Source organism: Paenibacillus sp. GSMTC-2017 (assembly GCF_016019935.1).
GTDB lineage: Bacteria > Bacillota > Bacilli > Paenibacillales > Paenibacillaceae > Pristimantibacillus.
Genome location: NZ_JAECMT010000001.1, coordinates 1506590 through 1532455, shown reverse-complemented (window position 1 = coordinate 1532455; position 25866 = coordinate 1506590). Strand labels below are relative to the sequence as shown.

Sequence of the window (25866 nt, the reverse complement as noted above, 5' to 3'; positions counted from 1 at the left end):
GGCTTATCTCCCCCAAGAGTCCACATCGACGGGGAGGTTTGGCACCTCGATGTCGGCTCATCGCATCCTGGGGCTGAAGTAGGTCCCAAGGGTTGGGCTGTTCGCCCATTAAAGCGGTACGCGAGCTGGGTTCAGAACGTCGTGAGACAGTTCGGTCCCTATCTGTCGCGGGCGTAGGAAATTTGAGAGGAGCTGTCCTTAGTACGAGAGGACCGGGATGGACGTACCGCTGGTGTACCAGTTGTTCCGCCAGGAGCACCGCTGGGTAGCCAAGTACGGACGGGATAAGCGCTGAAAGCATCTAAGCGTGAAGCCCCCCTCAAGATGAGATTTCCCAGTATGTAAGACCCCTTGAAGACGACGAGGTTGATAGGTTCGGGGTGGAAGTGCAGTAATGTACGGAGCTGACGAATACTAATCGGTCGAGGGCTTATCCTAATACGCTTATATAGGCCATACAACTTATAAGCAAACAGCTAAAGACATTCTAGCAATCTTTCGTATCCAGTTTTCAGGGCGCAAGCACTGAAACATATTCCCTGATAGCTCAGTTGGTAGAGCACTCGACTGTTAATCGAGTTGTCACAGGTTCGAGTCCTGTTCGGGGAGCCATTATAGAGAGGTGTCCGAGTGGTCGAAGGAGCACGATTGGAAATCGTGTAGGCTCAAAAGGTCTCGAGGGTTCGAATCCCTTCCTCTCTGCCATAATAGCTTCTATTATTACAGTAGAATATGTAAGACATATATAGCAAGGCCCGTTGGTCAAGTGGTTAAGACACCTCCCTTTCACGGAGGTAACAGGGGTTCGAGTCCCCTACGGGTCACCATTTATGGAGGATTAGCTCAGCTGGGAGAGCATCTGCCTTACAAGCAGAGGGTCGGCGGTTCGATCCCGTCATCCTCCACCATAAATACTTTTTGATTGACGCGGGGTGGAGCAGCCCGGTAGCTCGTCGGGCTCATAACCCGAAGGCCGCAGGTTCAAATCCTGCCCCCGCAACCAATTTACCTTCGGAATTATCCGAGAATAATGATGTGGAGCTGTGGTGTAGTGGCCTAACATGCCTGCCTGTCACGCAGGAGACCGCGGGTTCGAATCCCGTCAGCTCCGCCATTTACCCATCATAAGGCTCGGTAGCTCAGTCGGTAGAGCAGAGGACTGAAAATCCTCGTGTCGGCGGTTCGATTCCGTCCCGAGCCACCATTTTAGTACCAATGCATAATTGAATACGCCGTTGTAGCTCAACTGGTAGAGCAACTGACTTGTAATCAGTAGGTTGGGGGTTCAAGTCCTCTCGACGGCACCACATGGAGGATTAGTGAAGTGGCTAAACACGGCAGACTGTAAATCTGCTCTCTCTGAGTTCGGTGGTTCGAATCCATCATCCTCCACCAGTTTACCTTAGGGGCATAGTTTAAAGGTAGAACAAAGGTCTCCAAAACCTTTGGTGTGGGTTCAATTCCTGCTGCCCCTGCCAAAATTTCATAAGGTGTTGTATCATGGCGGTCGTGGCGAAGGGGTTAACGCACCAGTCTGTGGCTCTGGCATTCGTGGGTTCAAGTCCCATCGATCGCCCCATTTACACACCTAAATCAACAAAAATATAATCGTTGGGGTTTAGCCAAGCGGTAAGGCAACGGACTTTGACTCCGTCATCCTAGGTTCGAATCCTGGATCCCCAGCCATTTAATGCGGAAGTGGCTCAGCGGTAGAGCATCGCCTTGCCAAGGCGAGGGTCGCGGGTTCGATTCCCGTCTTCCGCTCCATTTTTATTTTTGGCGCCATAGCCAAGTGGTAAGGCAGAGCTCTGCAAAAGCTCTACCCCCAGTTCGAATCTGGGTGGCGCCTCCACAAAAGAATACAATGTGCGGCCTTAGCTCAGCTGGATAGAGCGTTTGACTACGAATCAAAAGGCCAGGAGTTCGAATCTCTTAGGCCGCGCCATTTATACAATATGCCGGTGTGGCGGAATGGCAGACGCGCGCGACTCAAAATCGTGAGGGAAACCGTGGGGGTTCGAGTCCCTTCACCGGCATCACAAAAAACAAAAAAAGTGCTGACTATACTTATGTGTAGTCAGCACTTTTTTTGTTTAGTAACGAAATAGATTTGACATTCAAACAAACAAACAGAGAATCTCAATTAGTTCAATTACTTATATTGTTTAGAATCGAAATGCTTATTTTGCGAATTGGAGATTAGAAAAGCAGGTAGTGGACCAACGATCAATCATTGGTCCACTACCTACTATATAAGAAGACATACGTCGACTATAATGCACTGCCACCAAAAATCATACGATGCTCCCACTGAGTTCCTTTTATAGAATCGACACGTACACCACCACTTTTTTGAGAATAAGTGTGCAGGATTTTGCCATTACCTAAATAAATACCTACGTGGGTAACCGCCTGCCTCGACTTCGTAACACTTGAATAGCTAGATGCAGATGATCCTTTGTATGACATAAAGAAAACTAGATCACCACGACTCATGTTGGACCAGCTCGTCTTTATAGTAGAGTTACTTTTTACGTATGAAGCTTGTGTAGCAGAAGAACTCGGCAAAGTGACGCCTGCTGCTTTCTTGAAGATATGCTTTACGAAATCGGAGCAATCAAATGTGCTAGTAGTGCTGCGATTTGATCCGAACTCATAGGGCGTACCCAAGTACTTGTTGCCAAGATTAAGGGTTGCTTCAATTTTTGATGAAGCATTTGATGTTATAGCTGCATGAGCTTGTCCATCTATAGGAAGAGGAGTAATTCCTGTTGTTAATAGAGCAGTTGAGACGATACCAGCAACAATAACTTTTTTGAATATGTTTTGTTTCATTGGTGCACCTCCTAGTTGATAAAACTACAGTAACATGTCTTTGTAACCGCTTTTAGCTACAAAATATGGGTATTTCTCCAATATAGTCACTTAAGATGTAGTAGGTACTCGACCAAAGTCTAGTGAAAAAACAGCCAAAAGTCTGTTTTAACAAGGGGTTAAAGCATCTATACTAAGTACATAAGCAAGAGCAACCAGACGTTAGCAAAAACGGAATATGAAAAAATTCTAATCGAGGAAAGGAGATGAAAGTGGACATGAATGGAAAAAGTGCATTAGGAGCATTACTGGTGGTCATCGGAGCGTTGGCGGTATTGAACTTCCTAAATATTGATTTCGGCAAAATTTTCAGCTTGCTGCTACCGATCATCCTTATCGGATTCGGCGTAGTAGGTTGGATGAACAATAAGAAAACGATTGGTGGCATCTTAATTGTCATCGGCGCGATAATACTGCTTGGCAAGCTTGGTGGATTGCTTATGTTGCTACTAGCAATTGGTTTGATTGTAGGCGGAGTAGCGATGTTTAAAAATAATAAAGGTAAGTCGTACTAAGGTAAAGTGAAAATAGACAAGTGATTTTTTCCCTAGGAGGTCAAGTTGATGAGCATAGTACGTCGGATTCGCGACATTACGGTCGCTACGTTAAATGAAAGACTCGAGAAGGCAGAAGATCCAGTTCGCTTAATTGATCAGTTCCTTTGGTCAACAAGAGAAGATATCGTTCAAGCAGAGAAGTTGTATCAGCAATACTCTAGCCACAGCAATCACCTTCGAGCACAGTGGTTACAAGCAGAGTCACAAAAAGAACGTCGTGAGCAACAAGCGTTAACAGCACTTAAAGCTGGCGAAGAAAATATGGCTCGGATCGCTCTACATGAGAAGGCTAGTTGTGAAGAACGTTCCGCACAATATAAAGAGCTGTATGAACAGAGTAGACAAAGTTCGATTGATTTAGAGGATCAACTTCGTGAAATGCGAAGTGAATATCAGACGGTCTATGACAAACGTGAATATTATGCCGCTAGAATGGAGTCAATTCGTTTACAACAGCGTATGAATAGTAGGTTTAACGGTAGTCTCGACAGTGCTGCAAATCCTGGTACAGTTTTCCGCAAGATGGAGGATCGCATTAGTGATATGGAACAAGAAGCGAGAAGCTTAAGAGATGTACGAAAAATAGGCCGTGAGTCTGATGCCGGTGCAATTGGAAATTCGATAAAGTCAGTTATTGAAAGAGAACTTGCAGAATTGAAACGTAAGCTGGAGAAGGAGGGCTGGTCATCTTGAAAAAATTTTATCGCTCATCGAGAGACAAGAAGCTGCTCGGACTCTGTGGCGGATTAAGTGAAACGTTTAATGTCGATGCGACATTGCTGCGGATATTGCTTGTAGTAGTCACAGTCATCACGAGCGGTATGGTCATATTCATATATATTATTGCTGGACTAGTTGTTCCGAAGGAACCGCCAATTATCGGTGGATTTGGTCCTAATGGTCCCCACGGGCCATACGGTGGTGGTAATGGTGGTAGCGGCGGATTCTTTGGCGGTGGTGCTGGCGGTTACGGGCACCAACAAGGAACAAAGCCAGGTCAATATTCTGATTCATTCGGTCAATATAACGGCAATCCAAATGCAGCACAAAATCAATGGGATCCACGCTTTAATAACCAAGAACCTACTCCAAACTCGCAGTTTGATAGCATGATGGATGATTTGGAGAAAAAAGCTCTAAGACGTGAAATCGAAGAATTGAAAGCCAAAATAGCGAAGCAAGAGAAGGGAGAATAACAAAATGGGAATTTTTAAAAGAATGAAAGATATGACTGTGGCATCACTTAACGAGGTACTCGACAAAATGGAAGATCCCGTTGTTATGCTGAATCAGTACTTACGTGATATGGAGTCTGAAATTCATCAAGCTGAGGTAACTGTAGCAAAACAAATGGCGAATGAGCGCCGCTTGAAGCAACGTTTGGAGGATTCCGTACGAAATGCCGCTGATCGTGAGTCAAAAGCAGAAGCAGCACTAAGAGCTGGTCAAGAAGAATTGACTCGTAAGCTATTGGAAGAGAAATTGTACTTCGATCAAAAAGTTACTGAATACATTAATCTACATGCACAAGCAAAAACGCAAGCTGAAGAGTTGCTACAACAATTGCATGGTATGAAAGAAGAATTCTACCAACTTCGCAATAAACGTAACGAGCTAGCTTCTCGTGCTCAACTAGCGAAAGCACAAAAACAAATGTCACAAATCAGCTCCAATCATTCGATTGATAGTGGTACTGCATCACGTGGCTTCAATCGTATGGAAGAGAAGATTTTACAATTGGAAGCTGAAGCTGATGTACTCCGTACACCTTACTCATACACTGGAAGTGCTGGATCAACAGTAAACTCTGCAGATCTAGAGAAACGTATGAAGGTAGATGAGCAGCTTGCAGCTCTAAAAAATAAATTGGGTTCATCTTCAACAAGCAACTCAGAAACGCAAGAGTAATATAAAGCAACGGGAGTAGCGGACCAGAAGACGGTCTGCTACTTCATTTGTTTGTAACGATTGAGGGGTTCCATCATCTATGGTATAAATGTAAAAGATGTTAAGGCTACATAAGGAGCTGTAAAGCATGCATGTAGGGCAGGACAAACAAGATGGCGAGCGGGCGAAAGCAGCTCGAAGACGAAATATTGTGGAAATGTTTTTATGGCTCATAATTATTGTGAGTCTGGTTATTATTGTTCTCCAGGGGCTGGATGTATTTGAGCTCTATTTGTTAAAGGGGAAATGGGCTCTTATTGGGTTAGGATTTGTTGGAGTTGGACTAGCATTAGCAACCTTACAAAGCTATTTACAAAACACGAAGTTGAAAGCAGTGATTCAGCGATTAAGCGAGCAGCCTCGTAAGCGTCCTTTTGCTGTAACCATTAACCATAAAGATGAAGAAACGACTGAGCATAGTGATGCTCCTGAAAATGATCCTAAGTGGACAGAAAAAGTTAGATTTACAGCTGTTATCGAGGAGAGACAAAGACTCGCAAGAGAACTTCATGATGCGGTCAGCCAGCAGTTATTCGCTATTTCGATGACGGCGACAGCAGTAAGCCGAACGATTGAACGAGATTGGGAACGTGCGAAGCGGCAAGTTCAGTTAATTGAGGAAATGGCTGCAGTTGCACAATCTGAAATGAGAGCACTTTTGCTCCATCTTAGACCCGTTCATCTAGATGGAAAAAATTTAGGGCAAGCACTTACAACACTTGTCGAAGAATTAAAACAGAAGTTGCCTATGGAGATTTCATTAGAAGTGGATGAATCTATTTCGCTACTTCCGCATGCAGAAGATCATTTGTTCAGAATTGCGCAAGAGGCATTATCCAATACATTGCGACATTCTAAATCTGAAAGTATGCGCATTAGATTAATCTGCATCGATAATAAAGTGCATATGACGTTGCAAGATTCTGGCATAGGCTTCGATTTGGAAGCGAAAAAGCAGACTTCATACGGTCTGCTCACAATGGAAGAGCGTGTGAATGAGCTGGGTGGTTCACTGCAAATGATTTCGCAACCAGGTGAAGGAACGACGATTCATTTATGGGTTCCGATGGCACCATTTAGTCCGAAAGGTTAGAGAAGGCGGTGTTTGTTTAGTGAATGGAGTGGAGAAAATGGATGAACCGATAAAAGTTTTGTTAGTGGATGACCATGAGATGGTTCGGATTGGGCTTGCGGCTGTATTAGATACCGAAGAAGGAATCGAAGTAGTCGGGGAAGCAAGCAATGGAGCAGATGGTATCAGACTGGCACAAGCATATCGACCGGATGTTGTTTTGATGGATTTAGTAATGGATGGTATGGATGGTATAGAAACAACTGCAAAACTACTTGAGTTGTATCCAGAGTGTAAAGTTATCGTTCTGACCAGTTTTATCGACGATAGCAAGATTTATCCGGTAATTGAAGCGGGAGCATTCAGCTATTTGCTCAAGACGTCTAGAGCAAGTGAAATTGCCGAAGCGATTCGTGCAGCCGCGAGAGGACAGTCCGTCCTCGAGTCGCAAGTTGCAGCAAAGATGATGAATCGATTCAGAGCACCGAAGCAGCAGGAGCAAGCGCCATTACATGATGATTTGACAGAGCGGGAAATGGACGTGCTTAAACGAGTAGCTCAAGGTAAATCTAATCAAGAAATTGCGGATGAACTGTTTATAGGTATTAAGACTGTTAAGTTCCATGTGACGAATATCTTTAACAAACTAAACGTGGATGATCGCACACAAGCGGCTATTTACGCTCATAAGCAAGGAATCGCTGACTAGTTCGTGGATTGGTTTTTGAGTATGATTTGATAAATTTGATCATGATCAGCAATGGGCAGATGAGGTATAGTGTCTTGGATATCCCCTTCCTTAGTAATTTGGTTGTTGGACGGGATTAATTCAGGCCAATACGCAAGTGCGATTGGATTAAGTAGTGTCTTAAGCAATTCTAAGTCCGAGGTGTTTCGGGCCATAATGATTTTCGGATAGGAAGCTTCTTTAAAGCCTTCTATTAGGATGACGTCGACGTCCCCTTGCATTGCTGAAATAAGTTGCTCTAATGTGTCTGGGTTTTGTTTGAGAATGGCAGTTCGTTTGGACGAGGATATAGCTGTAATATGAGCTCCGGCCTCCTGATGAAGCCATGTATCCGTTCCAGGTTTGTCCATCTGGAAGTCATGTGCGTCTCGTTTAATCGTGCCAACTCGATAAGAAGCTTCTTTAAAATATGTTGTTAACCGGCAAACCATCGTGGTTTTGCCGGTATTTTTGTATCCAACGATTTGTACAATTAGGGGTAAATTATTGTTAGATTGGATCATTTGCAGAAGAGGCCTCCCTTTTTAAGTATAAGTTTGAGTAGTAAGCGAAGTGCTTAGTTAGTTGAAATAGCATTGGCTTATCTTATGAATAATGTGGATGGAGAAGAAATTGTAATTAGTTTAGCATATCGGATAGATTAGTTCATGATGAAATTTCAAATAGCTTAGCTTAAAAGTAAGAGGAATTGTTGATGGAATCGTAACTTCTATTCCCTATTGGGTTTCATGGCTATGTTACAATCAAGAACATAAAAGTGATTGAGATCGGAATGTGAGTTGGATGGGGGAAGCGGTGTGGTAGAAGGGTCGGATATAGTAACAGGAGTAACGAAGGAGGATAGCGGGAGATTTCTCCGCCGGGCTGTTAAGGTGGAGGAAGCCCAGCGGCGCGTACTTGCCGCTGTAGCTACGCAAAAGCTTGCAAGCGAGCAAGTAGCGCTTGCAGAGAGCAGCGGCCGTCGCCTCGCGAAGTCGCTCTCTGCGACGAGCGACTGGCCGCCTTTCGCGCGCTCAGGGCTCGACGGCTACGCCGTGCGCGCGGCAGACACAGCGCTAGCGACGCCGGATAACCCGGCGTTGCTGCGCGTAGTAGCTTCGGTCGCGGCGGGTAGCGTAGCCCGCGTGACCGTTGAGCAAGGCACGGCCGCGCGCATTATGACTGGCGCGGCTGTGCCTGAGGGAGCTGATGCGGTCGTCATGCTGGAGCAGACCGCAGAGGCTATACTGGCCGGAGGCGAACGGGCGGCGCTAATTAAAGCCGCCGCCCGATCCGGCCAGAACGTGGCGCCCCGAGGCGAGGAGTTTCGCCTCGGGAGCCTGCTCGCGGGGCCTGGCGCGGTGCTGAAGCCGGGCCATATCGCGTTGCTCGGTACATTCGGCTATGCCGATGTGCCGGTGTATAGGCGACCGCGTGTCGCGGTATTCGCTACGGGCAGCGAGTTACTGCCCGTACGAGCGCCTCTCGCGCCTGGTCGCATCCGCGATAGCAATAGCTATATGGTTGCGGCTATGATCAAGCAGAGTGGCGCTGAGCCGCTGCTATACGGTGTGCTACCGGATGAGCCAGAAGCTGTGTCAGCTGCATTTGCGCAGATAAGAGAAGAAGCAGATATCATTTTAACGACAGGTGGAGTTTCTGTTGGTGATTATGATGTGCTTGCAGATATCTTCCGAGGTTTAGATGATTATTGTTCTGAACCTTTGTGTAATTCTTATAGGTTGTTTAATCGTGTAGCAATGCGTCCAGGCAGTCCGACCTCTGCAGCAGTTATCGATGGTAAGTTGGTCATCGCGCTATCCGGTAACCCAAGTGCTTGCTTTGTTGGCTTCGAACTGTTTGCAAGGCCAGCAATTCGTGCTATTCAGGGGGAGATGAATCCTTTTCTCCACAGTGTAAGGGCAACACTTGCTACTGATATCGGGAAAGGAAGCCCGCATGTACGATATGTGCGCATACGGTTGCAACAAAGTAGAGACGGAAGTCTTATCGCTGATCCTCTCGCCTTTTCTAAGTCCAGTATGATGGCGTCGATAGCTGATGCAGAAGGTTTAGCGATCATCCCATCTGGGGCGATAGGAGCAAAAGCGGGAGAGCAAGTTGAAGTATTAATATTACCGTAATCAATGCTTCCTCTGACGACAGGAATTTTTTTGTAAATGAGGTGTCGCATAAAATTTCTAACGAACCACATTAACGTTATTGTGTCATATACAATAGAGTTGGAGCTGTATTTTTAGAAATAACGATTCTGGGATTCGTTAACGCTAGAAGTGACTACAAATTGATCAAATAAGAGTTACTGGGTTCGTTAGATAATTATTCAATAAAAAGTGAGAGCCTCTTAGGACTGTTTATTCTTAAATGCTAGCATATTGCATTCCTCATTTTGCATTTCTCATATTACATTTTACATTCCTCACAGTACATTCTGCTACAAGTCTTCGACCTTCTTCGTATTTTCTTTCTGATGCCGCATTGAATTTAGAGTTACTCCGGTAGTGGCTCCTTGTCGACGCAAATTCATAACAGTTCCTCTTTGAATACCTAATATGTTCATAGTGTGGTGGAGCAACATTAATTCAATGAGGGCCCACACGTCAGGTTTCAGGCTCGATTAGTAGCATAACGTAAGCAATTAGTAAAATGTGATGACAACCGAACTGTGAAGGTGAACGATGACGAAAACACTCGTATGAGAAGGTAAAGTAGCTGACGTTTGACGGCACATGTCGAAACAAATATAGGCTTGAGGTAGGTAGATTCGAATAGCACTTAAAGAGACAAAAATTATTAAGAACATTTTGTGCAATATAAGAAAACTACTTTTTAAGACAAGGAAGGATTATGATCATTTGAGGCGTATTTAGTAGGTGATTGCGTTAATTGCTTCACATGCTCCCTCCCATCAATTGTTGCAACTAGTGTGTTCTCCTAAGGGTGAATGTGTATGTATGCAAAAAAAATGATGGGAGGATGAACGATGTATATACCAAAAAACTCACAATTCAATCCAGCTGGAACTTCCACAACTAGCGATAAGCCAGCTCAAAAAAAGAAATTATATAGTATCGCCATTGCCTTTGGTGTGCTTGCCATTACGTTAATTGCTGGCATTATGATCTCTAAAGCGGAGTCAGAATCAGAGTTAGCAATCAAGATCGTACCTAATGACCTTGAGCAACTTTGGAAATGGAGCGATGAAGTACTGGTTGAAGGAGCGGGAACGGCAGAGTGGACATTACGCTGGGATTTCACAACAACATCCAAGACTGCACTCAAAGAACTGACAGCAAGTCTTTTCCAGGAAGAGAACGGAGATATCCCAAACAAGCTTATAACCAATGAAGGGAAAACGGTACGCGGCGAGGTAGAAAGACTTGGAGGGCTGCTTTCTATTCATGCACCAGACGAGACGGAACAAAGCAATCAGCTTTTCGTTTTGCTGGAGTCGAGTAATGCTACTAGAACATTGCAGCAATTGCTCTCATCGGCAGCTTTAATAGGGGACGAACTTATTAAGGTGACTTCTCATGCAAATACGAGTATGAAGGTACATGGATTCGCGCGAAGCCAAGAGGTAGTAAAAGAAATGGAACGGCTGTCGTTAGGACGAGTCGTTGAAGAGTACAAAGATAAAGGAACATGGAGTGTTACACTTGATTCGAGCAGTTTGTTATCTTCCCAGCCACTCGGCAGTGATCGATATGCCAATTTACAAGTTGCTGCACATGAGCATACCGAACGTAAGATGACAGAGCTAACGATGGGTATTCCGCTTATAACAGGTGACTTTGCTTCAACAAAAGATGAACCTTAAACATCAGATCAATGACTAAAGGGTACGTAAAGAAGATGTTGAGTTTCAAAATATTGACTAAAGAGAAAGAAATGAAGTTGTTATTTTTAGAATTATTGATTAAAGAGCTAGAAATAAAGAGTTTTAATTTCAAACGGTTGCCCAAAAATATCGAAATGAAAATGTTTAGCTACATCTTATTGTCTAAAGAGCTCGAAATGACGGGGTTAAACGTCTTTTCATTGTCTAAAGATCTCGATTAGAAGAAGTTGTACTTCCTATCAGTATTTTTTATGAGCTGTTCAATGGCGTAATAAGGGTGAATATGCTACACTACATAACATGTAATTCGTATAAAAATTCCATACGAAAGAATGAGGCATATGACTTACAATCCTATAAATGAAACTATCTCTCCGGAAGGTGCAGTATACTACCTATTCGGAGCGACCGGTGATTTGGCCCGGCGTAAACTTTTCCCGGCGTTATTCAGTTTATATAAAGAAGGCAAGTTGTCGGACAACTTTGCTGTTGTTGGTCTTGCTCGTCGTCCTCGTACGAACGAGGAGTTCCGTTCGGATCTGTATGAGTCTATTAATGAGTTTTGTCGTTACAAAGTGGACAATCTAGAACTATGGAATCGATTCACGGAACATTTTGAGTATATGTCTCTCGACATCAACAATGTGGATGGTTTCCGCGAATTAAATGATCTTTCGACTAAGCTAGACAAAAAATTTAATATACCAGGCAATCGTTTATTTTATTTGGCGCTTGCACCATCACTATTCGGACCAGTTTCATTCAATTTGCGTGATGGCGGTTTGTTAGAGAGTCAAGGATGGAATCGCCTCGTTATTGAGAAGCCATTTGGTTACGATCTTCCTTCCGCGCAGAAGCTCATTGAACAACTAAACCAAGTATTTAAGGAAGAAGAAGTTTTCCGTATCGACCACTACTTGGGTAAAGAAATGGTACAGAATATTCAAGTCATTCGATTTGCTAACGCATTTTTTGAGCCATTGTGGAACAATAATTATATTGCCAACGTGCAAATCTCCCTTTCGGAAACGGTAGGGGTTGAAGAACGTGGTGGTTATTATGATAAATCCGGCGCTTTGCGCGACATGGGTCAAAATCATATGTTACAAATGTTGACGATGATTGCAATGGAGCCACCTAGCCGTCTTCATGGTGAAGATATCCGTGACGAGAAAGTGAAAGTGCTTCGTTCGCTTCGTGGGTATACGTCTAGTGAAGATGTTCGCGAAAATGTTGTTCGTGGACAATATACAAGTGGTAAATTTGGCAGTAAGGAATTGCCGGGGTACCGTCAAGAGGACTCGATTGATCCAGAGTCAATGACAGAAACCTATTTTGCTGCAAAAGTATTTGTAGACAATTTCCGCTGGGCTGGTGTACCTTTCTACATCCGTACAGGTAAACGCCTACCAGTGAAAACGACAGAGGTAGTCGTTGAATTCAAGTCGATGCCGCAGAACGTATTGTTCGCTCAAAAGCATGACCTTGCGCCTAACCTGCTCGTTATTCGTGTCAATCCGCTTGAAGGTATATATATTAAAATAAATGCTAAAAAGCCAGGGGCAGATAATACTGTCCAACCTCTTTCAATGGAGTTTTGTCAAAGCTGTCAAATTGGTATCAATACGCCTGAAGCTTATGAGCGACTTATTCATGATGCTGCACGTGGAGATTCTACATACTTTACTCGTTGGGATGAAGTTTCCCATGCGTGGGAGTTTGTAGACCGAATTGCTAAAGCATGGCGCGAGGAGAAAAGTGATCTTACACAATATCCAGCTGGTTCATGGGGACCAGAAGAAGCTGACAAACTGCTAGAAAAGGATGGCTTCCATTGGTGGCCTGTAAATGGTCAAGAGGAAGACAATGTGATATGGGTAACAAAGGGTAGCAAGTAACAAATCGTCGTTACTGCTACTAAGGTATACCTTGCAAAAGTGAAGGGAAGTCAAGCATGAGCCAAACATTAAGTAATGAAATTAAACAGGAAGTGGAAAAGAGACGTACATTTGCGATCATTTCCCATCCCGATGCTGGTAAAACAACACTTACTGAGAAGCTCCTCCTATTCGGGGGAGCCATTCGTCTTGCAGGATCAGTTAAAGCGCGAAAAGCAAGCCGACACGCGACATCTGACTGGATGGAAATTGAGAAGCAACGTGGTATCTCCGTTACTTCTTCCGTTATGCAATTCGATTATTTAAATCATCGTGTTAATATTCTGGATACACCTGGTCACCAAGATTTCTCTGAGGATACGTACCGTACTTTAACTGCTGCGGATAGCGCGGTAATGTTAATAGACGTAGCCAAAGGTGTCGAGGCACAAACGATTAAATTGTTCCAAGTTTGCCGTAAACGCGGTATTCCGATTTTCACATTCATTAACAAACTGGACCGCGAAGGAAAAAGCCCATTTGAGCTTATGGAAGAGCTTGAGCAGGTACTTGGTATCCGTTCCGTTCCAATGAACTGGCCGATCGGTACAGGCCGTGAACTATGCGGTGTATATGACCGCATGAATACACAAGTGGAATTGTTCCAAGGTAACGATCATTCCACAATTGAAGTGCGCAAAGTTAGCGATTACAACGATCCGATTATTCGTGAGATGGCTGGCGACTACTTGACGGATCAGCTTATTTCGGATCTTGAGCTGCTTGATGTTGCTGGAGATCAATTTGACTTTGAAAAGGTACGTGCGGGTGAGCTTACACCAATCTTCTTTGGTAGTGCGGTTAACAATTTCGGTGTACAAACGTTTCTTGAAAGCTTCTTGAAGCTAGCACCTAAACCAACGCCACGTAACAGTACATCGGGATCAATTGAGCCAACAAATGAAAAATTTAGCGGCTACGTGTTCAAAATTCAAGCGAATATGAATCCGGCTCACCGTGATCGGATCGCATTCCTTCGTATTTGCTCTGGACGTTTCGAACGTGGTATGAGCGTGAAGCATGTACGTAATCGTAAAGATATTAAGCTGTCACAACCTCAACAATTTTTGGCACAAGATAGAGATATCGTAGAAACAGCTTATCCTGGTGATATTATCGGTTTATTCGATCCAGGTATATTCCGTATCGGCGACTCATTGTCTCAAGGTTTTGAAGTGGAATTTGATGAATTACCGACGTTCTCGCCGGAAATCTTCTCTAAGGTAACTGTAAAAAATGCGCTTAAGCATAAGCAGTACCAGAAGGGTCTTGATCAACTGACAGAGGAAGGTACCATTCAAGTTTTCTATTCAACAGGAAACTTCGATGAAACGATTCTTGGTGTAGTTGGTCACTTGCAGTTCGAGGTATTTGAACATCGGATGCGTGCGGAATACGGTGTCGAGATTCAGTTGCATCGTATGTCGTATCAGTTCGCAAGATGGATCGTTGGGGAGAAAATAGACCCATCCAAATTCAGAATCAACACGACGCTCGTAAAAGATAAGAAGGGCAATTTTGTCGTTCTTTTCGAAAATGAGTATGCAATGCGTACAGCAATGGAGAAAAACCCAACAGCTAAATTTTTGGAGACTGCTCCTTAATGATGAGCTATTAAATTCTATTTTGAATCCTCCCACGGGATCATTGAATCCCGTTCTGGGGGGATTTTTTGATTTATTTATGAATATGGAAATAAAAAATTAAGCTTTTTCTAAGAGAAAACATCGAATCATGGCGAAATCTTTGGTAGACTAATAGAGATTATGACAAAAATGATAGATTTATTGCTAACAAAGGAGTGTTTCAAAAAACGTTATGAAAAATCGTAAATTAATGCCGCTATTATTTATTGGAGTATTGCTAGTTGTTATTGGGTCTCTATTCGCAGTACAGGCTTTAACAAAGTCAAACAAACCGACGGGACCATCTCCAACATCTACGCCAATTACAGAACTTCCTCAGGTTGAAGTTATTAAAGAACAATATGATGTCATTGTAGTAGGTACAGATCCAGAAGGCGTTACAGCTGCAGTATCAGCTGCGCGAAATGGACTGAAAACTCTTTTGATAGACGGAAAAGAGCGTAAAGTATTAGGTGGATTGTTTACAATAGGATGGCTGAACAGTCTTGATATGAATCGTTCATTAAATGGTAAAGACTATTACAACAAAGGTTTATTTAAAGAATGGTTCGACCAAATTGAGGGAGACTCGTTCGACATTACGACAGCGACGAATGCTTTCCACAAGATGGTTGAAGGCGAGCCAAATCTTGAAGTAAGAATGGGATTAAAATCGATTGAACCTATTCTAGAAAAAAAGGCTGATAGTACTGTTGTAACTGGTGTGAAGCTGACGAATGCGGAAGGTAAAGAGCAACAAATCGTAGCAAAAGGTGTTATCGATGCTACGCAGGATGCTGATTTCGCAGCTGCAGCAGGTGCAGAATTTACATTCGGACGTCAAGATATCGGTGACGATAAGCAGCTAATGGCTGTAACTCCGGTGTACAAGTTGACTGGCGTTACGCCTGAGGTATGGGAAGGCATCAAAAAAACACTTAACAGTGATGATAACGATGGTACAGGAGCAAATGAAGAAAGTGCTTGGGGATATACAGAAATGTGGAATTACCCATCCACTAACCCAGAGCGTATTCGTTCCCGCGGTTTGAACATTGGTCGTCAAAATGATAATTCTATGCTCATAAATGCCGTTCAAATTTTCGGTGTAGATCCATTTAATAAGGCATCGATTGACGAAGCCTATGAAATTGCACGCAAAGAAATTCCACTTATGGTTGCTCATATGAAGAAACTTTACCCGGAACTTAAGGACATCGAACTTGGAGATCTTGCTTCCGAGTTGTATATCCGTGAGACAAGACATTTGGTAGGACAATATCGTTTATCTATGATTGATTTACTGGAACAAAGTTCACATTGGGATGATATCGCGTTCGGTTCTTATCCTGTAGATATTCAAAGTACTTCACCTAATGACACTGGGGCAGTACTTATGGCTCCGAAGTTTTATGGCGTACCATTCCGTACCCTTGTCCCTCAGACAATAGACGGCTTGCTAGTTGTTGGACGTTCTGCGAGCTTCGATACGTTGCCGCATGGTAGCGCACGTGTTGTTCCACTTGGAATGGCAACAGGTCAAGCTGCTGGGGCAGCAATTAAGCTAGCAATGGATGAAGGTATTACTACTCGTGAGCTAGCAGCATCTGAGAAATTGATTAAACAACTGCAAGAGCGTTTAACAGAACAAGGTATGGATTTGAAAGCACCTGAGACAAAACCATATGCATTCATTAAACACCCTGCTTACGAAGGATTAAAAGCAGCAGCAAGTATGGGAATTGCACAAGGTGCTTACAAAAACGACTTCTCGCTTGATGCGGATTCCAATCCACAACGTATGTTTCAAAATATGAAGGGTGTTGCGAAAGTACATCCTACAGCATTCCCTTCAGCAATCGAAGCAGCAGTTGCAGAGATGGATGATGCAACTAAGACTGGAGCATTAACGTTAGAGCAAGCAGCGTACACAATTGCGCTAGCTATGACAGACGGTGCGGCCCGCGAGGGAGCGCTTGATAAGCTAGTTTCTGAAGGTGTAGTTACTGAAGCAACGCTTGCACTAATTAAAGATCGCAACAAATTAACGAACGGTGACGTTTATATGCTCTTTAAAGATGCAGTAGTTGCAACAACAGGAGTAACTTATTAACTTTATCTGGACAGTATTAACAATGTAATACAAGTAATACAAAAGAAACTAATTGTTAGGTAATATACGACAATTAGTTTCTTTTTGTTTGTTAAATTATTGAAACTAGCAGTCTATTATATCGTATAATAGAGTTGTGAAAAAAGAAGAAAAAGGAATGGAGTGACTATCATTTTGAACAAGTTGTCTGTATTAAAAAAGCCTTCTTTATGGGCGAAAACAGTTGTAGCAGCAGTGTTGTCAGTTAGTCTACTGACACCTACCATCCATGCTAGTGCTGACACTGGTGTAGCTTTACCAAAAGCTAAAACGCTAGATTCAGCAAGTGCGACGGGATTTCTTGACGACTTTTTTGCAGCAGAAGAAGCTAAACCTCACTATGTAGGTGCATCTGTTGTAATTGTAAAGGATGGCAAAGTTCTTGCTCAGAAGGGTTATGGTTTTGCAGATAAAGAAAAGAAGACGGCAGTTGACCCAGCTTCTACTGTGTTCAGAGTTGCATCTGTATCCAAAACATTTACTGCAACAGCACTTATGCAATTAGTAGAACAAGGAAAAGTTAGTTTGAAGGATGACTTTACGAAATATGTAACGGGTCTTACTTTCGATAATCCATTTAATACTCCAGTTACGATTGGGCATTTGCTTACTCATACTACAGGTTTTCAAATTCAGGATGTACAGCAGGAAGATGTCCATGAAGATTTCGACAAAGTTGTTGAACTAGAAGATTATGTAAAGGCTAATATGCCACCTGTCGTTCGTGAGCCAGGCACTTCCTATTTGTATGACAATTTTGCTTCTACACTAGCAGGATTAGTTGTTGAAAAAGTAAGTGGAGTACCATTCGCTGAATATATGGAGAAGCAAGTATTCGAGCCTCTTCAAATGAATAATAGTGGATTTTTATTGGAAGATAAGCTTAAGGAAAATCTAGCTGTCGAATATAACGCTGCTGGTATAGTTTCTCCATATGCTGTAAATCCAACGACTTGGCCTGCGGGAGGTATGTTATCGACTTCTGAGGATATTGGTAAATTTATGATTGCGTTCTTAAACGGAGGAGCAGCAGGTACTAACCGTATTTTAACGGAAAGTACAGTTGATTCTATGGAACAATATCGTTCGTCGATCCATCCATTGTTGCCGGACACTACATATGGCTTTGAAGCTCCATTCCAATTGCCAGGTGCAGGCAGCAGTCCCAAAATTATTACTAAAGCTGGCGATTTATTAGGTACAAGCTCTTATATGTTTTTAATTCCTGAACAAAATACAGGTGTGTTTATTACTTATAACCAAAGAGGCATTCTTCGTAATTTCTTATATGGACAATTTATTTCAACCTTCTTCCCGCAATATGGTGCTCCTGTTAAGCTGGACCCATATGTTGCACAGGATGAAAAGGAATTGAGCAAATTCAACGGTTATTATTCTGATCTTCGCTTAGATGTTCTAGTATCTGCGCTTGGAACAGAAGGCGAAGGAGATCTCGTTATTACGGATGTATATATGGGAACTCGTCCATTGAAACAAGTAGATGACAATTTATTTGTGGATAGTATTTCTAATCAGTTTACGGCATTCAAGCTAGACGATAAAGGAAATGTTTCTTATATGAAAGAGCCTTATCTTAATCCGATGGGCTACTCGAAAAAAGGTGCTGTTGCGGTAGGATTCTCCGATATTAATAAGGAGCACCCATACGCTAAACAAATTTTAACGCTACAATCGCTAGGCCACATTCCTAACGATGCAACTCAAAGCTTCAATCCTGAAAAATCAGTTACTAGAGCAGAGTATGTGAAGAACTTGCTTGAGCTTAGTAATGTTAAAGGCAGTAAAACAACTGAGCTTGCTTTTACTGATATAAAGGAGCATGAAGCTGCTGCATTTATTCAGATGGCAGTTGAATTGGGTATGGTTACAGGTAATGGAAAAGGGTTGTTCCACCCAGATAAACCAATTACTCGTCAGGAAGCGGCAGTTATGATGGGGCGTCTTTTGGCTCTTCAATATCCAGCTGAGCTTTTCGAATCTGTTCAACTTTCAGGTAAGACGGATAAATGGGCAATTCCAGCAGTTAAGATGTTAGTTGCACTTGGTCTCCATGGCCCAGAGGTACAAAAAGACAGTAAAGGCGCAGCTGATTTTAAATCTAAGCAGTTGCTAAATCGTCAAGAGGAAGCCGCGATTTATTTCGCTATGCTAACACAGCCTACTGATCAAATCGTTGCAGCTCTTAAGCAAGAACAAGAAGCGAAAGACAAAGAAAAAGAAAAAGAGGCGCCTAAGGCGGCTTAAGGAAATAAAAAATGAAAAAGGATCTTCCAGAGCGGAGATCCTTTTTTTCATGCAGTGATATATTTATTCGATCATCGTATAATGATGAAGATGAAATATGATGATGGGTGGTTGACGATATGGGAACCATTTTGTTCACTGGAGGCGGGTCTGCTGGGCATGTTACAGTAAATCTTGCATTAATTCCTCGTTTTGTTGAGAAAGGTTGGAACGTGGATTACATAGGATCGGTAAACGGAATTGAGAAGCAACTAATAGAAGCTGTTCCAAACGTGCGGTACTTCCCTATTTCAACGGGAAAGCTTCGCAGATATATGGATTGGAACAATGTGAAGGACCCTTTCCGCGTCGTGAAGGGACTTTACCAGGCTTATCGTATTATTAACAAGCAGAAGCCGAATGTCATTTTTTCCAAAGGGGGCTTCGTATCTGTTCCAGTTGTGCTTGGTGCATGGTTAAATAAGGTACCTGTTCTGATCCATGAATCCGATCTTACACCAGGGCTTGCAAATCGAATTGCGATTCCATTCGCGACGGGAGTATGTACAACTTTCCCAGAAACAGTCGATGCACTTCCAGAAAACAAATGTAGATATATTGGCCCTATCGTTCGTGAAGATTTAATCAAAGGCAATGCAGAAAAAGGCAGAGCGCTATGCGGCTTTAATAGAGCGAAGCCAGTTATGCTTATAATGGGTGGAAGCCTGGGTGCCAAACGGATAAATGAAGTTGTACGTAAAGCACTTCCGCGTTTACTTGAAACTTACCAAGTTGTTCATTTATGCGGAAAAAATGGGCATGTTAGTTCGATGAGTTCTGGCCATTACAAACAGTTTGAGTATGTAACCGATGAGTTGCCACACCTATTAGCGATGACAGACATCGTCATTTCACGTGCGGGTTCAAACTCGATATTCGAGTTTCTAGCATTGCATAAGCCTATGTTGCTAATCCCATTGCCCAAAGGGCAAAGTAGGGGAGATCAGATACTGAATGCCGAGTCCTTTCGGCGATCAGGATATTGCGACGTACTCTATGAAGAAAATCTTGAGGAACGGACGTTGGTGGAACACGTACAGAAATTATACGAAAACCGACAAACCTATATCGATCAAATGAGTGTTCGTAAAGGATCGGATAGTCTGACTGCTCTATGTGATTGGATTGATGAAATAAAAAGAAAATAACGATAAAATAAAACAACCGCCTACAGCTACGTTTACGCCCAGACCTACAAGAGTCGCACTTTTTTCAAAGAGTCTTACTTAGTAGTTAGAGCGTTCGTTTCCATGGGCGGTTATTTGTTTTATAACGAAAAGTTCATTGGTTAAGAAATTATTTTAAAGTAAGGTGAGTAGTGTTAATAGGTTTACTTGAGCCAAGCATCTACTTTATCACCGTTTTGTTGGGTCCACTGTTTAGCTGCATCTTCTGGGGATGAGCCTTCTTCAATAGCTATCATCACTTTAGCCATGTCATCAGGGGACCACGCAAAGGAGTCAAGGAATGCATAAGCTTCAGCCTGAGTTTCTTTAAGTCCAGTACGAACGATCGTATGAATTTGTTCGTCTTTCCCATATGCACCCTTAGGATCTTCAAGATATTTCAGATCCATCTTGGCAAATTTCCAGTGCGGTGTCCATCCTGTTACGATAATAGATTCTTTATTTTTATAAGCTTTTTCAAGCTCTTTGGTCATAGCGGCTGAGGAACTGGGAAGAAGATTCCACTTATCCTTTAAACCATATTGCTCAAGTGCGCCTTCGGTTGCAGTCATTAGACCAGCGCCAGGTTCGATGCCAATAATCGTGTAATCTGTTGCTTTGCCGACAGTATCATCTAAATCCTCAATACTTGCAATGTCCATATAGGATGGAACTGCGAGGCCAAGCTTTGTACCCTCTAAGTTTGGTCCTAAATCTTCGAATTTCCCTTTGTTATCATCGGCATAAGTAGCATGAGTTGTTGGAAGCCAAGCGGCTACCATAGCATCTGCACTTCCATTCGAAATACCGGACCACATTGGGCCGGCATCAACTTGAAGCATCTCGACTTTATAATCAAGTCGTTGCTCCAAAACTTCTTTTACAACATAAGTGCTTGCGATTTCGGAATCCCAAGCTACATAGGCTAGTTTGATTTGTTTTTTGTTAGCACCATTTGAGCTAGTACCTCCACCGTTTGAACAACCTGCCAATAATACAAACACCATAGTAGCAGCTGCAATTACGCTTATTTTGTTAAATTTCATTGGACCACTCCTTAGTTTTAATAAGTTAGTTGGCTTTAGTACGTTGAATAACTTTTTGTGTAAGACGATCTAAAATAATTGCCAAAATAACGATAGCTAGTCCAGCTTCAAAGCCGACACCTGTTTTGCCTTGTGTAACGGCACGGTAGACGTAAGCTCCGACACCTTGTGCTCCAATCATAGAGGCGATAACGACCATAGACAGGGATAACATAATGGTTTGGTTAATACCAGCCATCATTGTTGGCATAGCGATTGGAAGTTGAAGTTTGAATAGCTTCTGCGCAGGTGTTGAACCAAATGCATCGGCAGCCTCAACTAGCTCTGACGGAACTTGTCTAATACCTAAATTCGTCATTCGGATGGTAGGTGGAATAGCGAATATAATAGACGAGATAACACCGGGAACGACACCAAGGCTGAAGAAAGTTACTGCAGGAAGCAAATAAACGAATGCTGGCATCGTCTGCATAAAATCAAGCATTGGAGTAAATATTCGCTGTACCGTATTGTTTCTTGCACACAATATGCCGATAGGAACTCCGATAACAACCGAGATGAATGCAGCCGTAAGAACTAGTGCCAGCGTCTGCATCGTTGGACTCCATAGACCAAGATTATCGATTAACAGAAGGCCTATTGTCGTGAATAAAGCCATCTTCCATTTGCCAAGATACCATGCGAGTGTCGCAAATAGTGCGATTATAACTAAAGCAGGCGGCCCATTTAGAACACTTTCGAGACTGCTTACTGTACTTCCGATAATGAGACTAATGAAGTCAAAGAAGGGAGATAAATTACTCTCAAGCCACACTTCAATTCTTTCAATCCAATCTGCTAATGGAATTTTAGGAAGATTCATATTAAGCACCTCCTTCTAGTACGGATGTGCCAGCAAGTGCAGCTAAAACGGCACCTTTAAGAACAACACCTTTTAATCTTCCAGTTGAATCTGTTACCGCTACAGGTAGCTTTGAGTTGCCCATTAATTCAAACAGTTCATTAAGCAGAGAGTCTGGCGAGGTAGTTGGCATGTCACGCTGCATAACATCCTCTAATCGTTTACCCTCTTTAATCGCGGTCGACGCGTCTTCAGCCGTAACGATACCAAATAGCTGCATCGCTTTGTCAACGACATACAGGCTGGACACGCCTCGGTCGCGCATAAATTGCAACGCCACTCGCGGCCCTTTGTCAATGGTGATGGTTTCCGCCTTCTCCATCGCATGGGCAGCAGTTAACACCTTAGATAAATCAACATCCTCTACAAACCGTTCAACATATCTATTTGCAGGTTGCATAAGGATTTCCTCTGGTGTACCGATTTGTACGATATTGCCATCTTTCATTAAAGCGATCTGATCGCCAATACGAAGGGCTTCATCAAGATCATGTGTGATGAATACAATCGTTTTTTTCATTTTTAATTGGAGTTCCAACAATTCGTCTTGCATGTCCTTGCGTATTAACGGATCGAGTGCACTGAACGCTTCATCCATTAATAGAACTTCAGGATCGTTAGCAAGTCCGCGAGCTAGTCCAACACGTTGTTGCATACCTCCACTTAACTGATCGGGATAACTGTTCTCCCAACCTTTAAGCCCAACGAGTTCTAATGATTGCATAGCCATTTCTCGTCTCTTTTTCTTTTCGATGCCTTGAATTTCAAGGCCGTATTCAATATTTTGAATAACTGTTCGATGAGGGAATAGAGCAAACTTCTGAAATACCATCCCGACATTTTTCCTTCTGAACTGTCTTAGTTCCTCTGATGTCATACGCATTACATCTTTACCTTGGAATAATAGTTGTCCGGCCGTAGGTTCAATTAATCGATTTAATAAACGTACAAGCGTCGATTTGCCACTACCGGATAGACCCATGATGACAAAGATTTGACCTGCTTCAATAGTGAAATCAGCTTGATTTACACCTACAGTCATCTTTGTTTCCTTCAAAATCTTTTCTTTCGACCACCCTTTATCTAGTAATGGAATAGCCTTTTTTGGATCGTTTCCGAAAACTTTAGTTAACCGTTTGGCTTCTATAATTGTCATATTATGCGCCCCTTTCGTGTTTCTTTTTGGAAAAATTCGACTCCCTAAGTGTAAATGGATATCTTTGTTACGGTCAAAGAGCGTGAGCCTTGCTAAGAAGCGTACAGTTATAACTTTACAAACTTTACGTACTGTATGCTCCGTATAACTCCCTTTTTCAGTTAGATCGTTTTCTTTACAGATCAATCTACATTTGATTACAATAACGATATTGAGTTTTTTAGGATATTGGGTACTTCTTGGGAGGGACATTATGAATGAACTAGCGGCATTAACGGACGAGCAACGCGTGAAGTTGCTACAGACAAGAAGACGCGTAATTGATTCAATTGGGAAAAATATGGACTTGTATGGGATCACATCCTCGATCGGTCATTTATATGGAAATATGTATTTTAACCAGGAACCTGTCACGCTGGATGAGATGAGCGAAACGATGGGGATGAGTAAGACGTCAATGAGTACAGGGATGCGAACGTTGTATGATTTGAAGATGATCAATAAAGTATGGGGTAAGGGCTCACGTAAAGATTTGTACGAGGTCGTTCCCGATTGGCACCAAAACTTTTCTGATTTCTTCTCCATTAAGTGGCGGAAAGCCGTTGAGATGAACAAAAGTGTTCTTAGGAGAAGCATTAAGGAACTTGATTTACTTATGGTGGAACATGAGGCGGACGAAGCTTTCATGAAGTTGCTTGTAAGTGATAAAGGGAAGAATGAGGAAGCACTCAAGTATTATAAATGGCTTGATCGACTGATTGAATCGTTTGAGTCAGGTGAGATTTACGACTTCATACCTAAAGAAGACTAGCAATTATATCGTTACTCAGCCGCAGAAAAATTCTGCGGTTATTTTATTTTTTGTTCATTTTGCCGGAAATGCAACTATTTCGTTAATTGTGGAATGCTATAGCCACCACTTCTTTTGCAATAGGGGAGAGCCGTAATGATGCAGGGTAATAATAGTTACGATGGAACGAGCAAGGACTGCCGTATGCTGATTATGAATGGACAAATTGTGCTGAAGGATGTAGTTGTAGATGGGGCATTAGTAGTAGAAGAAGGGATAATAACAGCCATCTTGCAAGAAGAGGATGATATTGCTGAGATGAAGGAGTGTTTTGCTGAGCAAGGTGAACAGAGGTTAATTGATGCTGTCGGACGATTTGTATTACCTGGTCTTATCGATATTCATTGTGATGCGATTGAGAAGGAGGCGCAGCCTCGGCCCAATACACTATTTCCATTAGAGATGGCGTTGCTCGAGTTTGAAAGAAAGCTGCCGCTGCATGGCATTACGACGATGTATCATTCCTTATCGTTAGGAGTAGGACTGAGTCTTAGAGGTGATCATCTGCTCACAGAAATGATAGAACTCATTCATCGTTATAATGGCAAAAGAGCAATGATACGAAATCGGATACATTTGAGGTTTGAGGTGTCCCATCATGAAGGTATTCCGATTTTGAAGAGGTTTCTTGAAGAGGGTAAAATTCATTATTTGTCTTATATGGACCATTCACCTGGGCAAGGTCAGTATAAGGAGCCGGGTTCTTTTGAAAAGTATGTGATGAAAAATCAAGGTGTTTCTCCGAAAGAGGTACAAATTATTGTGGAGAATTTGATTAGGAAACAGCATGAAGTCGATTGGGAGCAACTGAAAAGACTCGGTAAACTTGCCGTAAAACGCGGAATATCAGTTGCATCACATGATGATGATTCACCAGATAAAGTTGATGAGGCAAAGGGATTTGGCGTAAGTATTAGTGAATTTCCAATTGATTTGGATACTGCTAAACATGCAACAGAGCTAGGGATAGACGTATGTGTAGGAGCACCTAATGTCGTTCGCGGCATTTCACACGATAACAATCTAAGAGCGGTCGATGCCATTAAAGCGGGCGCTGCAGCAATATTGTGCTCGGATTATCATCCTTCGTCGTTGCTTGCAGCTATTTTTAAGCTTGCGGATGAAGGGGTTGTCGAACTGCCAGAAGCAGTCAGAATGGCCTCCCTTCATCCAGCACAGGCGCTTCGGATAGATGAAGCTTATGGATCAATCGAAATAGGCAAAGCCGCCGATATCATCATTGTAGATCGATATGAAGGTTTACCATGGGTGACAGAAACGATCGTCGGAGGAGTTAGTGTGTTCTCCGCAACGGTCAGGTATTAAGATGGAGATGGATTTTCTGTACCTTCTTGATGAAGATGTTCATATAAGGACTCAACCATATGGGTCTGCTGAGATGAATCGGATTGTTTCCAAATCATCTCGAATAATACACCTAGACCAGGTAAAGCACGTTCATCGTGTCCGATGGAACCTTCAATCACTTCATTTAGCTGCTCTTTTGAGTTTTCTTGGACACGGTTAACTATGGCTTGGCGCAGATCGATCAAAGTCAATGGATAACCCTCCTGAAGAAATCAGATTTTTTGCTTTTTTACTATGCCCAACAACAATGTCGTCCATCCCGTTCGCCCGACTATGTTATAATGGACGAAAGAAAGACGGGACACACGGGTAAGGTAAGGGG

At 42.7% G+C, this 25866-nt stretch carries 22 protein-coding genes, 16 tRNA genes and 1 rRNA gene; 33 read left to right on the top strand and 6 right to left on the bottom strand.

Annotation, left to right across the window (positions count from 1 at the left end; genetic code table 11):
- The 17 genes from I6N90_RS07100 to I6N90_RS07020 form a co-directional block, all read left to right on the top strand.
- A 23S ribosomal RNA gene (locus I6N90_RS07100) occupies positions 1–438 on the top strand; the annotation flags it as partial.
- Between the two features lie 98 nt (positions 439–536).
- Positions 537–612, top strand: a tRNA-Asn gene (locus I6N90_RS07095).
- Between the two features lie 4 nt (positions 613–616).
- Positions 617–705, top strand: a tRNA-Ser gene (locus I6N90_RS07090).
- Between the two features lie 47 nt (positions 706–752).
- Positions 753–827, top strand: a tRNA-Glu gene (locus I6N90_RS07085).
- A 5-nt stretch (positions 828–832) separates the two neighbouring features.
- A tRNA-Val gene (locus I6N90_RS07080) sits at positions 833–908 on the top strand.
- A gap of 18 nt (positions 909–926) precedes the next feature.
- A tRNA-Met gene (locus I6N90_RS07075) sits at positions 927–1003 on the top strand.
- A 34-nt stretch (positions 1004–1037) separates the two neighbouring features.
- Positions 1038–1114, top strand: a tRNA-Asp gene (locus tag I6N90_RS07070).
- Between the two features lie 14 nt (positions 1115–1128).
- A tRNA-Phe gene (locus I6N90_RS07065) sits at positions 1129–1204 on the top strand.
- 27 nt (positions 1205–1231) lie between these two features.
- Positions 1232–1307: transfer RNA gene (locus I6N90_RS07060), tRNA-Thr, on the top strand.
- 3 nt (positions 1308–1310) lie between these two features.
- Positions 1311–1395, top strand: a tRNA-Tyr gene (locus tag I6N90_RS07055).
- Between the two features lie 9 nt (positions 1396–1404).
- Positions 1405–1478, top strand: a tRNA-Trp gene (locus I6N90_RS07050).
- 25 nt (positions 1479–1503) lie between these two features.
- Positions 1504–1579: transfer RNA gene (locus I6N90_RS07045), tRNA-His, on the top strand.
- 33 nt (positions 1580–1612) lie between these two features.
- Positions 1613–1686 (top strand) — tRNA-Gln (locus I6N90_RS07040).
- A 6-nt stretch (positions 1687–1692) separates the two neighbouring features.
- A tRNA-Gly gene (locus tag I6N90_RS07035) sits at positions 1693–1767 on the top strand.
- A gap of 11 nt (positions 1768–1778) precedes the next feature.
- Positions 1779–1852 (top strand) — tRNA-Cys (locus I6N90_RS07030).
- Between the two features lie 16 nt (positions 1853–1868).
- Positions 1869–1945: transfer RNA gene (locus I6N90_RS07025), tRNA-Arg, on the top strand.
- Between the two features lie 12 nt (positions 1946–1957).
- A tRNA-Leu gene (locus tag I6N90_RS07020) sits at positions 1958–2036 on the top strand.
- A gap of 235 nt (positions 2037–2271) precedes the next feature.
- Here I6N90_RS07020 and I6N90_RS07015 read toward each other — a convergent pair.
- On the bottom strand, positions 2272–2835 hold the full coding sequence (locus I6N90_RS07015; protein WP_197934729.1) for a C40 family peptidase: 564 nt from the start codon (positions 2833–2835) through the stop codon (positions 2272–2274).
- Positions 2836–3092: 257 nt separating this feature from the next.
- Between I6N90_RS07015 and I6N90_RS07010 the strand changes: the two genes are divergently transcribed.
- The 6 genes from I6N90_RS07010 (at position 3093) to I6N90_RS06985 (ending at position 7159) form a co-directional block, all read left to right on the top strand.
- Positions 3093–3389, top strand: a complete 297-nt coding sequence (locus I6N90_RS07010) for a LiaF transmembrane domain-containing protein (RefSeq protein WP_197934728.1) — start codon at positions 3093–3095, stop codon at positions 3387–3389.
- A 48-nt stretch (positions 3390–3437) separates the two neighbouring features.
- On the top strand, positions 3438–4124 hold the full coding sequence (locus tag I6N90_RS07005; RefSeq protein WP_197934727.1) for a PspA/IM30 family protein: 687 nt from the start codon (positions 3438–3440) through the stop codon (positions 4122–4124).
- Positions 4121–4627 (top strand): PspC domain-containing protein, encoded by a 507-nt coding sequence (locus I6N90_RS07000; protein ID WP_197934726.1) that lies wholly within the window; start codon positions 4121–4123, stop codon positions 4625–4627. The genes I6N90_RS07005 and I6N90_RS07000 overlap by 4 nt, the downstream gene beginning before the upstream one ends.
- Positions 4628–4631: 4 nt before the next feature.
- Positions 4632–5339 carry a PspA/IM30 family protein gene (locus tag I6N90_RS06995; protein ID WP_197934725.1) on the top strand — a complete coding sequence of 236 codons (708 nt, stop codon included), beginning with the start codon at positions 4632–4634 and terminating at the stop codon, positions 5337–5339.
- 127 nt (positions 5340–5466) lie between these two features.
- Positions 5467–6471: a sensor histidine kinase gene (locus I6N90_RS06990; protein WP_197934724.1), complete on the top strand. Its 1005-nt coding sequence runs from the start codon at positions 5467–5469 to the stop codon at positions 6469–6471.
- Positions 6472–6508: 37 nt separating this feature from the next.
- Positions 6509–7159, top strand: a complete 651-nt coding sequence (locus I6N90_RS06985) for a response regulator (protein ID WP_197934723.1) — start codon at positions 6509–6511, stop codon at positions 7157–7159.
- On the opposite strand, the gene mobB is transcribed toward I6N90_RS06985, so the two are convergent.
- Positions 7156–7701 (bottom strand): molybdopterin-guanine dinucleotide biosynthesis protein B, encoded by a 546-nt coding sequence (gene mobB / locus I6N90_RS06980; protein ID WP_197934722.1) that lies wholly within the window; start codon positions 7699–7701, stop codon positions 7156–7158. The genes I6N90_RS06985 and mobB overlap by 4 nt on opposite strands.
- A 294-nt stretch (positions 7702–7995) precedes the next feature.
- Between mobB and I6N90_RS06975 the strand changes: the two genes are divergently transcribed.
- The 8 genes from I6N90_RS06975 to I6N90_RS06940 all read left to right on the top strand — a co-directional run bounded on the left by I6N90_RS06975 (position 7996) and on the right by I6N90_RS06940 (position 20205).
- Positions 7996–9321, top strand: coding sequence for a molybdopterin molybdotransferase MoeA (locus tag I6N90_RS06975; RefSeq protein WP_332262414.1), 1326 nt, complete (start codon positions 7996–7998; stop codon positions 9319–9321).
- Between the two features lie 860 nt (positions 9322–10181).
- Positions 10182–11018 carry a hypothetical protein gene (locus I6N90_RS06970; protein ID WP_197934721.1) on the top strand — a complete coding sequence of 279 codons (837 nt, stop codon included), beginning with the start codon at positions 10182–10184 and terminating at the stop codon, positions 11016–11018.
- Between the two features lie 11 nt (positions 11019–11029).
- Positions 11030–11260, top strand: coding sequence for a hypothetical protein (locus I6N90_RS06965; RefSeq protein ID WP_232242571.1), 231 nt, complete (start codon positions 11030–11032; stop codon positions 11258–11260).
- 120 nt (positions 11261–11380) lie between these two features.
- Positions 11381–12937: a glucose-6-phosphate dehydrogenase gene (gene zwf / locus I6N90_RS06960; RefSeq protein WP_197934719.1), complete on the top strand. Its 1557-nt coding sequence runs from the start codon at positions 11381–11383 to the stop codon at positions 12935–12937.
- 56 nt (positions 12938–12993) lie between these two features.
- Positions 12994–14580 carry a peptide chain release factor 3 gene (locus I6N90_RS06955; protein ID WP_197934718.1) on the top strand — a complete coding sequence of 529 codons (1587 nt, stop codon included), beginning with the start codon at positions 12994–12996 and terminating at the stop codon, positions 14578–14580.
- Positions 14581–14794: 214 nt separating this feature from the next.
- Complete coding sequence (locus I6N90_RS06950; RefSeq protein WP_197934717.1) at positions 14795–16714, top strand: FAD-dependent oxidoreductase; 1920 nt, start codon at positions 14795–14797, stop codon at positions 16712–16714.
- Between the two features lie 174 nt (positions 16715–16888).
- The gene (locus tag I6N90_RS06945; RefSeq protein ID WP_232242570.1) at positions 16889–19018 is read left to right on the top strand and encodes a serine hydrolase; all 2130 of its coding nucleotides are present in this window, start codon (positions 16889–16891) and stop codon (positions 19016–19018) included.
- 119 nt (positions 19019–19137) lie between these two features.
- Complete coding sequence (locus tag I6N90_RS06940; protein ID WP_197934716.1) at positions 19138–20205, top strand: undecaprenyldiphospho-muramoylpentapeptide beta-N-acetylglucosaminyltransferase; 1068 nt, start codon at positions 19138–19140, stop codon at positions 20203–20205.
- A gap of 182 nt (positions 20206–20387) precedes the next feature.
- On the opposite strand, the gene I6N90_RS06935 is transcribed toward I6N90_RS06940, so the two are convergent.
- Genes I6N90_RS06935 through I6N90_RS06925 form a run of 3 tightly spaced genes read right to left on the bottom strand, consistent with a single transcriptional unit; the run spans position 20388 to position 23326 of the window.
- Positions 20388–21269, bottom strand: coding sequence for a glycine betaine ABC transporter substrate-binding protein (locus I6N90_RS06935; protein WP_197934715.1), 882 nt, complete (start codon positions 21267–21269; stop codon positions 20388–20390).
- A 25-nt stretch (positions 21270–21294) separates the two neighbouring features.
- The gene (locus I6N90_RS06930) at positions 21295–22131 is read right to left on the bottom strand and encodes an ABC transporter permease (RefSeq protein ID WP_197934714.1); all 837 of its coding nucleotides are present in this window, start codon (positions 22129–22131) and stop codon (positions 21295–21297) included.
- Between the two features lies 1 nt (position 22132).
- Entirely contained in the window at positions 22133–23326 is a 1194-nt protein-coding gene (locus tag I6N90_RS06925) for a quaternary amine ABC transporter ATP-binding protein (RefSeq protein ID WP_197934713.1), read from the bottom strand.
- 253 nt (positions 23327–23579) lie between these two features.
- Here I6N90_RS06925 and I6N90_RS06920 point away from each other — a divergent pair, with 253 nt between their 5' ends.
- Entirely contained in the window at positions 23580–24137 is a 558-nt protein-coding gene (locus tag I6N90_RS06920) for a GbsR/MarR family transcriptional regulator (protein WP_197934712.1), read from the top strand.
- A 135-nt stretch (positions 24138–24272) separates the two neighbouring features.
- Positions 24273–25502 (top strand): alpha-D-ribose 1-methylphosphonate 5-triphosphate diphosphatase, encoded by a 1230-nt coding sequence (locus tag I6N90_RS06915; RefSeq protein ID WP_232242569.1) that lies wholly within the window; start codon positions 24273–24275, stop codon positions 25500–25502.
- Here the strand turns inward: I6N90_RS06915 and sspI are convergent.
- Positions 25499–25735 carry a small acid-soluble spore protein SspI gene (gene sspI / locus I6N90_RS06910; protein WP_197934711.1) on the bottom strand — a complete coding sequence of 79 codons (237 nt, stop codon included), beginning with the start codon at positions 25733–25735 and terminating at the stop codon, positions 25499–25501. The two genes, I6N90_RS06915 and sspI, sit on opposite strands and share 4 nt — an antisense overlap.
- Positions 25736–25866 lie beyond the last annotated feature (131 nt).